The sequence below is a fragment of the Plantibacter cousiniae (nom. nud.) genome (assembly GCF_977070315.1).
The window spans coordinates 75,577-88,235 of the sequence record NZ_CDRVEU010000009.1 but is presented as its reverse complement, the minus strand read 5'-3'; the positions used below and the strand labels follow the sequence as shown (position 1 = coordinate 88,235).

10 protein-coding genes are annotated in these 12,659 nt (G+C 50.9%); 6 read left to right on the top strand and 4 right to left on the bottom strand.

Annotation, left to right across the window (positions count from 1 at the left end):
* The first annotated feature begins 143 nt into the window (after window positions 1-143).
* From ACW55A_RS17705 to ACW55A_RS17680, 6 genes are all read left to right on the top strand, one after another.
* Window positions 144-866 carry a hypothetical protein gene (locus ACW55A_RS17705; RefSeq protein WP_011102952.1) on the top strand — a complete coding sequence of 241 codons (723 nt, stop codon included), beginning with the start codon at window positions 144-146 and terminating at the stop codon, window positions 864-866.
* A gap of 1 nt (window position 867) precedes the next feature.
* Window positions 868-2,823 carry a TnsB C-terminal domain-containing protein gene (locus ACW55A_RS17700; protein WP_498811457.1) on the top strand — a complete coding sequence of 652 codons (1,956 nt, stop codon included), beginning with the start codon at window positions 868-870 and terminating at the stop codon, window positions 2,821-2,823.
* The gene (locus tag ACW55A_RS17695) at window positions 2,820-3,758 is read left to right on the top strand and encodes a TniB family NTP-binding protein (protein ID WP_498811456.1); all 939 of its coding nucleotides are present in this window, start codon (window positions 2,820-2,822) and stop codon (window positions 3,756-3,758) included. The genes ACW55A_RS17700 and ACW55A_RS17695 overlap by 4 nt, the downstream gene beginning before the upstream one ends.
* A gap of 12 nt (window positions 3,759-3,770) precedes the next feature.
* Window positions 3,771-5,657, top strand: a complete 1,887-nt coding sequence (locus ACW55A_RS17690) for a TniQ family protein (protein WP_498811455.1) — start codon at window positions 3,771-3,773, stop codon at window positions 5,655-5,657.
* Window positions 5,658-5,708: 51 nt separating this feature from the next.
* A complete protein-coding gene (locus ACW55A_RS17685; RefSeq protein ID WP_498811454.1) occupies window positions 5,709-6,107 on the top strand; it encodes a DUF6957 family protein in 399 nt (132 codons plus the stop codon).
* A 114-nt stretch (window positions 6,108-6,221) separates the two neighbouring features.
* The gene (locus tag ACW55A_RS17680; RefSeq protein ID WP_498811453.1) at window positions 6,222-6,959 is read left to right on the top strand and encodes a metallophosphoesterase; all 738 of its coding nucleotides are present in this window, start codon (window positions 6,222-6,224) and stop codon (window positions 6,957-6,959) included.
* Between the two features lie 803 nt (window positions 6,960-7,762).
* Here the strand turns inward: ACW55A_RS17680 and ACW55A_RS17675 are convergent.
* From ACW55A_RS17675 to ACW55A_RS17660, 4 genes are all read right to left on the bottom strand, one after another.
* On the bottom strand, window positions 7,763-8,731 hold the full coding sequence (locus ACW55A_RS17675; RefSeq protein ID WP_498811452.1) for a plasmid partitioning protein RepB C-terminal domain-containing protein: 969 nt from the start codon (window positions 8,729-8,731) through the stop codon (window positions 7,763-7,765).
* Entirely contained in the window at window positions 8,731-9,636 is a 906-nt protein-coding gene (locus ACW55A_RS17670) for a plasmid partitioning protein RepB C-terminal domain-containing protein (protein ID WP_024420312.1), read from the bottom strand. Before ACW55A_RS17670 ends, ACW55A_RS17675 begins: the two co-directional genes overlap by 1 nt.
* On the bottom strand, window positions 9,633-11,189 hold the full coding sequence (locus tag ACW55A_RS17665; protein ID WP_080891697.1) for a recombinase family protein: 1,557 nt from the start codon (window positions 11,187-11,189) through the stop codon (window positions 9,633-9,635). Before ACW55A_RS17665 ends, ACW55A_RS17670 begins: the two co-directional genes overlap by 4 nt.
* 556 nt (window positions 11,190-11,745) lie before the next feature.
* Window positions 11,746-12,633 (bottom strand): transporter, encoded by an 888-nt coding sequence (locus ACW55A_RS17660; protein ID WP_455809429.1) that lies wholly within the window; start codon window positions 12,631-12,633, stop codon window positions 11,746-11,748.
* Window positions 12,634-12,659: the final 26 nt, after the last annotated feature.

Sequence of the window (12,659 nt, the reverse complement as noted above, 5' to 3'; positions counted from 1 at the left end):
GCCGGCCAGCAGTATTTCTATACGTCGATTGTTTGGACTCTACAGAATCCAGTCGGAGTTTGGGGTTTGGCGCTTACGGCGTCAAGCATCGCCAAGGTGCACACCGCCTTGGCGGTGCTTTCTTATGATTTTGGAGTTGTGTTATGCCCGTCAGAAATAAGGGCGTTAAGCCTGTACGTGACGTTGCCAAGCGTACCAAACGGGGTCGCCGAGCTTATATCGTGCCGACGGATCGCAACGCGAATGGGATTGTCGCGGGCGAGAGTTTTCTTGAGCGCAACCACTTGCTGCTTCTCAGCCTCATGCCTGGATTCACGCGGATATCCGACCAGTCAATCTGTGTCGACCTGGAAAACGAAAATCTGCTTATTAGCCGACAGGACTTGCCCAAGAAAGACGGTAAAAAGGCTGTGGCTTACACTGCTGACAGTGAAATTGAGCGGCATGACGGACAGATCTTTATCTGCGAGAGCAAACCCAGCGCTTTCTTAGAGAAGCACGCGGATAAGCATGCTCGGGCTGAACGCATCTTGGCCACATATGGCAAGCAATTTATCACCTTCACCGAGGAGAAATTCTCTCCGGTGTTCATCTCCAATCTGGAAAATTTGAAAAAGGCGCTTAGTCCTGCTCAAAAGGAACGCGCGGCAGGTGCCTGTGAAAAGGTAGGCATCGCGTTAAAAAATCGTAAGCGGTGGCCGACCCTTGAGCTTAAAGAATCTGGGGCACTATCTAATGCGGACATTTTTTTTGGATTGGCATATGGGGTGCTGAGCGCGGACTTGTCGGAGAATGTTTTCTCGGGGGATGGCTGGGTTAATGCAGCGCATGGCTCGTTGGATCATCTGAAGCTAATGGACATCTGAGATGGCTGCCGTTAATGAAGGGCTCATCAGCTCGCGTCGATACAGGGTTGGCGCTACGGTCATCGGAGCAGATGGTCGTTCGTATGTAATTGGAACGATCAATACCAAAGCACGGCAAGTAGTGCTGATTGGGCAGCTAGGTGAATCTCATGTCTACCAGGATGACGACTTTCGCAATACAGTCGCTTCGGGGGATCTACGCTCGGTCGTGCGTATTGAAACCCCATGTGGGGTAGAAGAGGTTTTTGAACCTCGGGTCTTGAGTCCCACAGAAATTAAATCTAGAGATGAGCGGCAGGAGTACATCAGAGTTGTAGAGCAGCTGATTGAGGATTTTACTTGGAAGGATATCTACATTGAGATCCAAAGGCGATATGGCTCGGATCGTACTGTACCGTCAAGAAGATCAATTGAACGATACTGGAGAATTTATAAAGAGTCGTATTCGCCAAACTGCTTAGCTGCACATTTTTCGGATCGTGGGGTTCATCATTCTTTATCGATGGAACCCGAGGTTCAAGAAATCATTCTTAACGTCATCGAGTCAAAGTATTGCAGTAGCAGTAGGTTTAGCATTCAGGATATTGTTCATGCAATTAATATTCGGTGTTCAGAAAAGTCAGCTGAGATCGGTGTTGAACTTGGCGGTGTGTCTAGGCGTACGGTAGGCCGATTCATTGCGAGACTAAATCTGAAAAATATCAAAGGTCGGCTGAACCCCCGCACCTTTCGTTTGATTATGCGAAATGCCTGTAGCTATCTTGATGTCAAAGAGCCTTATGCCCGCGTGGAGGGTGACTCTACGGTTTTGGACATCTTCATTGTCGATGCCTCTGGCAACGTAATTGGTTGCCCTACCTTCTATGCTTTGATTGATACAGCAACAATGACCATTGTTGGAATTCACCTCACCATTCAGGCAGCAAGCCAGGTCGGGTTGATGCAATCCCTACAGTTTGCTTTTAGCCCCAAGGGAGAGGCATTTAGAGCGCAATGGAGCTGTGTGCATGAGTGGCCCGCCCCGGCAGATATCCGCACATTGGTTCTGGATAACGGGTCAGATTGCCATGGCCCTATGATCGTTAAAGCGTCGCAACACCTGGGTATGATGTTGGAGTACTGTGTTGCCGGTGCCCCCTACCAGAAACCGTTTATTGAGCGTTTTTTTGGCACGTTGAACACGATGCTGATCAAGAAACTGCCAGGCGCCAAGAAATCACATGACAAGCGGGAAACGCATGGTCTGGAAGACGCACAAAAATCTGCGACCTTGACCATCGAAAAACTTAACGAAGTCATCATCCGCTGGATTACGGATTCATATCATATTAAGAAGAGTGATCGCTTGTCCGAAAAGTTTGGTCAGGAGTTTACTCCATTGCAGGCGTTGACTCGTCTGAACCAGCAGTACGTAGTTTTTCCAGCCCCTTCGGCTGAAGAATTGATGGAAGCCTGTCGTCATTACTTAGAAGTCAAATTAAGTATCACTCGTGAAGGTATTAACTATCAGCGCCAGTTCTATCAGAACGAGTATGTTTCAGCGCTTTTCAAAACAAACTCTACGGTGAAGGTAGATGTGTGCATTAATCCACTTGACTGTCGGTCGGTTCATATTTATGACCTTGGCTTGAAAGAGTGGGTCACGGTTCAAAATAAGAACCCGAACATGCCTGCTATTAGTTTTGAACAGGCTAAGGAAATCCGTAAGGCACGTTATAAGTCAGACTTCGAATTGTCTGGGGAAGATTACGTCATCAATCATATAAATATTATCGAAGATGCCAATGCGCAGAAACGTCCAAAGGGCAAGATTCGCGAGAATCAAAGAGCTCAACGAACAGTCGATAAAGCCAACGCTGCGGCGATCGCTCCTGAACAACAATTGCCGATTGCTGAAACCGTTCTCGCTGCTGCTCCGACAGAAATCGTAGTTGCGCCCCACCGGAGGAAAAAATGATGGCGAATGAAGTCATTAAGGTGATTCGTTCTGAGGGCTTTTTCCATGGCCGGATGTTGAGGTCATATCAGCGCGCCTTTCAAGTCATTGAAGCCTCCCTTGCCGGTGAGCGGCAAATCTTGCCGATGTTCGGCCCCAGCCGAATAGGCAAAGGAGAAGTAGCTCAGGCACTGATGGCAGACTTTCCCACGCAGGAGGTGAACGGCAAAATCTGTAAGCCGCTGATCCGCGTCACAGCCCCAACGGAACCCAATCAGCGCGCTCTCACGCTAAGTATTATCCGTGGCCTCGGTGGTAGGGTACTGAGCAAATGCAGCACACCGGATTTGTACGATCAAGCGTTGCGCCAGCTAGAGATTGCGAAAGTCAGGGCGATCATCGTCGATGAAGTACAACATCTGGCAGAGCTACACAGCCCACAAAAAGTAAGGGCTCTAGCTGATTTCTTCAAAGTATTAAGTGATGAACTTAACATCTCTCTCGTTTTGCTTGGCCTTCCTGCTGCTGAGCGCTTGCTGGGGCTAAATGAGCAATTACGTGGTCGCAGTTTGGCTACTGAGCTGATCTACCCCTACTCGTGGATTAGTGCTGCTGATCGCCAAGATTTTGCTGCGGGTATTGCGCTTGTGGCTGCTGCGTACAGTGAACAAGGCTGGATATTCGAGCTAAGTGGCGATGTAGCTATCAAGTCCCTTTATGCCTCCTCCTTAGGCCGCTTCGGTATGTTGGTCGATCTCTTCAGCCATGCCGAGACTGATAATGCCAACAAGATAATTGACGTTAGATGTCTAGCTAAAGCCTACCGCAACGCAGTCAATGACCAGCCTTTTTCTGGCAACCCGTTTACACCTGGCACCGTCATTTCGGATCACGATTTGAACGCCGCTTATGTGAAGGTGTTGCGTGAAGCTCATCTCCCTATTCCCCGGCTGTAGAGGGCAACATACATGTCGTTTTTCCAAAATGTGGCCCTCCAACCAGGTGAAAGTCTGAACTCTCTCATGATGCGAAAAGCGGAGCTCAACGGCTATGGTTGCGCTCAGGCGCTGTTGGGCGAACGAGGGCTCAAGTTAACAGCCGCTTACTCGTCGCCAGAGCTCGCTCAAATCTGCGAATGCTTTGAGCTGAAAGAGGAACAGCTCAGTACAACTCTCATCGGCCAAACGCATTACCTTCGTCAACCCAGCTACCTTCGCAATGGCCATTCCCCGGTCTGTCCAGAGTGCTTGGCCTCCGATGGATATGCTAAAGATGCTTGGTCTCATTTGCTGGTTACAGCTTGCCCCACCCATGGCACTGTGCTGCTTGGGAACTGCCCCGACTGCGAGAAACCGATCAGTTACCACCGACGGACGCTAGAGCTTTGTGACTGCGGGTATGATCTACGGCTTGCTGTTAGCGTCCAGGCTTCAGAGTTCGCAATGAAATTATCCGCACTGATGGCTGATGCGGGTGTCGGCGAGCACAAAGGGTTTACCGAGATTTGCCGCCGTCAGGGATTCGAGCCGCTGTTGCCTGACTTCTTAACGCTACTTGCGAAGCACCAAGCTCAACGAAGCGGTTTGCCGATGGCTAAACCTCGCTTCAGCAGTTCTTCACCTTTGCAAGATTCGCTGGTGATGGTGGGTTGTTTGGAGTCGTTGCTGAGTGATTGGCCAGCACGTTTTGATGCGGACATGCAAAACCAACTTCGCTCAGGCCATGGCGTTGGTCTCGCCGAACGGATTGGATCTTGGTACAGGGAGTTATTCAGCACCTACTCATCCTCCAGCTTTGATTTCGTTCGGGATCAGTTCAGGGCACAAGTGGCTGAACACTTTGACGGGCGCTTAGGGCTCAACACGCGCGCGATGATGTTTGGGCCTGATAACGCTGAAGCGATGCAGTGGTTCTCAGCGGCAGAGGCTGCGCGTTTGTTAGGAGTTGCTCCAGATATTCTGGCCAACCTAGTGATCAAGCAAGCTGTGATCGGGAGGGTTCACCAGGAAGGTAAGAGTCGCTTTGTCGCCATTCACCGCTCTACGCTTGATCAGATCACGTCAGCACGTGCTGAATACCTTTCCGCAACCGAGGCTCGCCGTCGACTGAACGTCTCAAAGGTATTTTTTGAGCGTGTCGTGCAAGCCGGAGGCCTCCGCCGGTACAAACGTGATGAGCGGCCTGTGTTAGTCGCGGGCGAATTTTTAGCTACCGAGATTGACGCAGTTGTTGCCCAGTTGATTAAACGGGTGCGTAAGAAAGGTCGGGTTTCTCTCCCCATCGGAATTCAGGACATTTCGGTAAGACACAGCATATCCAATGCCAAGATTGTCGCGGTGCTCCAGGACATTTTGCAGGGAACGATCTGCCCGACGGGGCATGTGCCAGCTCTCCCTGGACTGGCAGGCTTACAGTTCGATCAGGCCGAAATCGAACAGCGTGTTCGAGACAACAATCCGGATGTCGCGCTCAGCGTAGACCACTTGGCCCAGATATCAGGGTGGAAACCTGCAGTGATCAAGAAATGGATTCAGGGCGGATACCTTAATGCTATCGAAGAGAAACATGGCAAAGCTAAGCGAGATGTAGTGCCTGTATCCGCGCTTGTTCGTTTTCTTCTGACATACGTTCCAACTGCTGAGATCTCCAAGCAGCTTGAGACCAAAACGCCCTATTTGCTCCAGTCCCTCCGGCCCGCGAAGATCGAATGCATTGTTCCGCCTCAGGAAGCAGGAGGAGCTCATCGTGGCCTGTTATTGCGGAGTGCTGACTTGGCACGCGGAGCTCAACTGCGTAAGCCCACTATCCGAGATTTGGCTAATCAAATGGCCCAGGTGGATTTTATCCAGTGTTAGCCGCCTGTGCGACAATTTAACCGGCGCCAGCTGGCGCATGGAGAGTCTGAAATGCATTACCCCAGTGATGTGGTTGAACTGCTTTATGGGCCAGGCCAGCCAATGTCTGGTTCCGAAATGAAGAACGATGAGGCGATTGCGTATGTGCGGCAACATTGTCCGCAGGCGCCTTTTTGCTTAGTCCGGGATTGGGTGTGGGTCGATTTGGATGTTAGCGATGTGCAGCGAGCAGATCTGCAAGAAGCCCGTTGTCAGCCCGTGATTTTATATGCCCATACAGTCATACATGACAGTTCCGATCAGTGGAGGTGTGGTGACTTTGTTCGAACCTCACCGCTACACGTTTTCCAAGATGGGTTTCTCTTCAAGACGTGCCGCACGGTTTACGTGCTGCTAGGCGATGGGATGCGCAAGGTTTCAGCGCCTGATGTCCTAGAGCGCGTCCTCTAGAGCTATATGAAATTGCTCGGGGCCTATCTAGCTGACCGAGTTGAAGGGTGATCATCGACAAGTTTGCCCATGTCCAGACGCCCCACCACTCAGTGACCGTTTGAGGAAAAGACGATGCGCATTCACCTGCTCTCCGATTTACACAACGAGTTTGATCCCTACCTACCGTCAAAACTCGATGTGGATTTGGTGATCCTGGCCGGCGATATTGATATCAAAACCCGTGGTGTTGTTTGGGCCGGTAAAGCTTTCACCTGCCCTGTGCTGTATGTGCCTGGCAATCACGAGTACTACGGTGGTCATCTCACCAAGACGCTGGAGAAAATGCGCTTGGCATGTGACAGTCATGTCCAGATTCTTGATCTCGAACAGGTCGTCATAGAAGGCGTCCGCTTTCTGGGTGCCACAGCGTGGACAGATTTCTCAGCTACCGGCAACGCTCCACTGGCATCCATGAGCGCCCAAAATCTAATGAATGATTTTCGGCAGATCCGCACCGAAAACTACCGGCGTATTCGGCCAAGCGACTTGGTTGAGAGGTCTGTGAATGCGCGAGATTGGTTAGGAGCGAGACTGGAAGAGTCATACGACGGCGCGACGGTGGTGATCACACACCATGCTCCTTCGCTACGATCCCTTCAGGACAACCCGCATGCTGGTGGTCATATGGACGCTGCCTATGCAAATCGTTGGGATCATCTCTTGGGTCGCGATCGGGCCAATTTGTGGGTACATGGGCATTCACACACAGCCGTGGACTATGACGTTGAAGACACCAGAGTGGTATGCAATCCGCGTGGATATCCAAATGAAGATACCGGTTTCGATGCTGGTTTAGTAGTAACGGTTTAATCGAGGAGAGGTTCCAGTGAATAGCCTTTCCAGCTACTCCAGAAACCGCCTGGCTCGGGCTTATAGCTGCTATTTTCCTGAGCTGGTTACCGCTTTTCTTACCGATGTCATCATCGTGTCCTGCTGCGGATATGGCGTAATGTACCGGCATGTGAAGGCAAGTCGAGTAGGATATTTCCAAGACGGTCACAGGTTACGAACCTCTGACATTCTCCATGCAGACCGCTATGGCTCGTTTTGGGCACTGCGGACAGTCAGCGGAAGCTTCTATGTGATTGCCAGTTTTCATCGTGAGGGTGGCCGACAGTCGCTGCAGACTTTCCTCAGGCTTCGTTCTAAGGGCATTCATCTGACGCCAGAGCGGTTGCAGTGACAATCATTCTTTCAAATTAATGATGCCTGGTGCCTACAACAGCACGGACGGGGCAGCCCTTGCGAAGAATTGACGGTAACCCGGTTCACGGGACGCGAACTGCGTCTTTCTCATTACCTGGTGGCATGCAGCGGATCAACGGGCCAACCCACCTATAGTTAGCCGTAGAGCGGGTAGTGGCTGAGGATGCTTCATATGGCTCTGTGTCTTATGAGCCGCTTGCGTGTTCCTTCAAACGATCTGTCTGGCCGAGGCCAAAGGTTTTATGCCGAATTATTAAAATCCAATAATTATTCGTGAGCCATAATTCTAAGACGGAATCTCGGGTTCCATATTATGACGTGCGCCTATTCGCCATTGGATGATCCAATGTCCCTCCAACGAGGTATGTCGAATACGAATAGCATCTGGATACATCCGGTTGGCACCATCAACCCTCGGCAGCGGTGCTCTGTGGATCATCCTCGGGCCCGTTGTCTGCCCAAGGCAGTTCGGTCAACTCGGCAATCGACTGGAATTCTTTCAGGTACTCTGGTTGGTGCCGAGCTAACCACCGCACGACGGCAGCGTTGGCGAGAAGCTTGGTCAGGTAGCCTTTTATAACCGTCAAATGAAGGACATCAGGCCCATAGTCCTCTTCGACTGTCTTGATCTGCATCTGCAAGGCAGCTAGCTCTCGCTCCAAGCGTGCCATGGACTCCGCAGAAACCTGATGATCTTGAGGAGGCTTTTTTATCATCACGAGCTGGGCGGGTGGTGTGGCTGCTAATAGTGCTTTAGCAAGGAGAACCGATAGGTTTTTGTTCCCAATCATCAGTTCTGCTGCTTCGATTTGCCTTAAGGGTTTCATCTGCCGTAAAAGGTTAAATACGTTGGCCGGGCAGTCTGTGTCTCCCAAAAGGGTTACGACCTCTGCACAAATACCATTCAGCAGGCGAAATCTCTGCCTGATGGTTTGCGGTGATAGCCCGAGGGCTTTACCAAGTCTTTCGGCTGACACACCTCGTTCCATTGCTCGTACGATCATTTTGTTACTTTGGACAGCGGATAATCGGTTAGTACGTTTATTGTATGAGTAAGTGTCATCGTCGGTTGCTACCAAGCAATCTACTTTCAGCTCGCCTAAATCTTTCAGCACTTCAATACGCAGATGGCCATCGAGCAGAAAATATTGTCCACTGGTGCCCGGTGCAGGTGTGACAGCTGGCGGCTCCACTAGTCCTACATCTTGGATAGAGGCAAGAATTTGATGATACTTAGTACTCCCTTTGACCGCAGGACGTAAGACCTTAAGCGGCAGAATATTAATGATTTCGACTCGAACGCATTCGTCCAGGAAAGCATTGTTCGGAACATGTATTGGCCGTATTTTATCAGGGCTTAATTTTCGGTTAGACATCACAAGCCTCCTCCATTCCATAGCCGAGCCTGTATCAGCTTTGGCATCGAATCTAGGTGTTCTGTAGAAAGTAGCTTTTCGAAATCACTGACGGCCAAAAGCTCTTTTATAGCTTGGATTGAGAAAACAACGCGGTCGTGAGTAAATGCCGCCTTTTTCACCATTAAGCGCTGGCGCTCAGCTTCCCGCTCAAACAAATGTCTCAAGTCAGTTGGGGTAAGCCTTTTTTTCTTATTTTGGCTAACACCCAAGGGGTTACCGCGTACAAGCTTGTCCTTCTTGGCCCGGAGCTCCAGCAGGTGCCGTAGTTTGGTGATTTTCTTTCCTCTGATCCCTCGTTCGTAAGCGTCGGTGAGTAAATCCTGAATATCACTTTCGCTGCTCCGGGCTATATCTGTCGCCATGCTCAATGGGATCAGCCCGGTTTCAACCGCCGATAAGAGTTTTTCTTCACCCCGCTCAATCAGACCAACAATCATGTTGACCCATGAGGATGTACTGCCAATTATGGTTGCGATTTCCGCATCTGTCTTGCCTCGGCCTTTCAGGCGTCCCACTTCATTCATGAGGTCGATCGGACGGTGCTGCCTTCGAGCGACGTTTTCCACCAAACTCATGACAAGACAATCTTCTTCCGGCGCTTCGATCACGAACGCTGGAATCTCAGTGGCCTCCAGAGCAAGAAATGCTTCTAAACGACCTTGTCCGCATACAAGGTCATAGTTGAAAGGCCCCTGAGGTGAGACTTTGCGACTGAGAGTAATCGGGCGTTTGAGTCCTACTGCTTTGATGTTTTCGATAAGCTCGAAGTGGATTTTCTTGTTTCTCGTTCGCGGGTTAAGTATGTGAATTTCTGCGATAGGTATAAGTGCGATACGGTCGCGCGCGGTTGAGGGGACGGTCATCGACAAGCCTCCTTCAGAGAGCAACGGGCAGCAAGCCCATCAAGTACATCCAGCGTTGCGAAGCAGTAGCTGTCTATCAATGGGCTGTTTTCTTCGGCCATTTTCTGTGGCCAGGCGCCCATGTCTATAAGTGGAACGAGGTAGTAGTCCCGGACTTGAAGGTTTGCTTGCTCCATGCGCACAGCAATGGTGATATCTGGGGCCAGGCTAATGTCGAATCTCAGTTTCCATCGAAGAGTTCCTGCCGGAGTTGAGTGACAGCGGGCGATAACTACAGATGCCGTCCATTCATCGTTAATTGTTAATACGTCATTCTGAGTACTGATTTCTACACTCGCTCCAGCGTTTTCCAAGTGTTTTATTACGGCTTCAAAAACCTGCGGATGCAGTTGCCGTAGAGACCGATTGATATCTAAATATCGGTAGTCTCGGTCTGGTGCGTAACCGATGAGTGTATAGGCCCGTAAAAGTCCGCCAAAACGACTTATGTAAACAGTGCTGGAGGGCATGTTGTCCTGCTCGTCAATGAGCATCCCAGATAATGATCCTGCCTTTTGAAGTAAGGCACGGAGCAGCTCTAGCATTTGTGCGTCATCTAGGCGGTGTGAACGCTGCAGGATGATTTCGCGAGCGCAGGTAAACACCTCTGGTGAAATAATTCCTTGAAATGCGCCATCACAGCGAATCCACTTGTCGGGCGGGTTGCGGCTGATACGTTTGCGTAGCTTGGAGGATGTTTTGTTGTATACGTTGTTGCCAATATATTTCTCATTGGTCAGCACCTCGTGGACGCTGCCCCGACTCCAAGGACGATCAAAGTCGGTGAGCACACCGTCAGCATTCAGTGCGTCAGCAATTTCCCGTTCGTTCATCCCGCTGTGGATGAATTGGTGGTAGATGTTTTGAACGACTACAATTTCAGCCTCAGGCCCAGGAATTAGGATGACCCTGTCCGTCTGAATGCTTTTTTGCTGCCCCCGCGACAGTTCTGCCTTGAACTCATTTTTCTCATCAATCAGGGCGCGGCGCAGTCCATACCCTGCGGGCCCGCCCTGATGGAAACCCTTTTCCACAAGGCGGCATTGACCAGCGAAAACTTTCTGAGAGAGTTCGCGACTGTACTCCCCTGCCATTGATCGCTTGATGCCTTTATAAATCGTTGCCATAGGAGAACCATCGTTCTCGAAGGGCTCGGCGCAATACACGACCTGAATGCCGGAGCTGGTACAGAGGTATTCATAATGCGCGCTCTCGTCAGTGTTCTGAAAACGCCCCCAGCGACTGACGTCATAAACCAGAATGACTTGAAACTGAATATTTCCCGCTTGGACGTCATCGAGCAACCTACGCAGAGCATCGCGGCCCCCGATATCTAGGCCGCTTTTGCCTTCATCGCGATAGGTTTTTACGATGTCCATGCCATGGCTCAGGGCATAAGCATGAATGGAAGCCGATTGGTTTTCGGTGGAATAGCGTTGGTGATCAGTCGACATGCGAACGTATTCCGCAGCCGCTATCAAGCCGTCGGAGCAGTCTTCTGGTCTTTTTCTCATTGACGGAGAGGACAAGGCAGGCCTCCTCTAGACCAGAAAATTCTGGCCCATTCTATTCAGCCTAGCGTTGCTTTATGACCTGATGGTGACAAGGCATGGAGCAGACGCTAGGTGGGTTACAAGGCTATGGGGTACAGGTTTGCTGACTCCTCCTGCTCAACTGCGATGCTTTCATAAGACTGATATGGACTAAAAATCCTGTCAGCAGTCGGCGAGAAAAATGCCTGTTCCATGCTGGCTGGAATCCCTGTAACCTTAGGGAAATTGCCAATTTGTCAATCTGGGTTGCGCATTGAACTCTCTTTAAGTGGGGCGGCGTCGCGGAGATGTAGTGCGGTCAGCGCGCAGTTCTTCTGGCTTGCGGAAAATGACAATAAGTTGCGCTCGTTTGACGGAAGATGACATCTTGTTTGACGCGTTCATGTCATTAATCTTGCCCAATTCGTTCTTAAGTCATTGATTTTTATAGCGTGACGGATGACATTCATGTTGCCCGCCGACATGAGCGTATGAGCAAACATCAACCCCGGCGAAAGCCGGGGTTTTTGTTCGTGCTCTAAAACAGTTTCGCCAGTCGCAGATTCAAACGTGCCTTCTCCCGGAACCCCTCCTCCACTTCCAGATCCTTGCCGAGTACGGCCTGGACCTGAATCGTCGGGGTCAGCATATGAGTAGCACTCAAACGCAGATAGGCAGTGCTCAGCCGATCATCCTGGCTGACGCCACCCACCCGGTTTTCACCGCCATCGATATAACCCCCACCCACGGCAAACCGGGTTTGCGGCGAAAGGTTGTAGCTCAGGTAAGCCTGGTATTCGTAACGGGCCTTCTGTTCCAGTGTATTACTGCCTGGACCGTAATCATGGTTATGGCTGAACCATGACACATCCGCAGCGGTGTCCAGCGCCCATCTTGCATTGAAATGGTGGATATAGGCGGCTTGCAGCAAGAGCCGCCAGCGGTTTTCACCCAGATTGAGTGCGTCGTCGTTTTCGTAACTGCCGGTAGGCAGATAAAGGTAAGGCGCCAAGGAAAAGACATCCTTATTGTCGGTGGCCAAGGTCCACTTTACCGGTGCGCCTAGAATCAGATCACCGGTGCCGGTAGTCTGGCCAAGTGCGCTTGCCTCACCACCAGCCTTCAGATGTCCATAAGGCAGGATGAACTGCGGCTCTATCACCGCGTTGTCGCCCAGCGCAAACGAGTGGATATAGCGAAGCAGGCTGACATCGGTCTTGAGCCGAAAATCGTCCGAGACCTTGTGACCGTTGCTGTAGAAGTCCGAGCTTTCGGCATGCTGTGCATAAACCAGCAAAGCGTTCATGCCGGCAGGTAGCGGCTCATAATCGCCTGCGGTGATTTCCAGCGCATGAGTGGTGGTCGACCAACACGGCAAGGTAGAGATGGCCAGCGCTGAACGGGTAATCAGGGTGAGTCGTTGCATGATCTGCTTCCTCAAGGATGATGCGT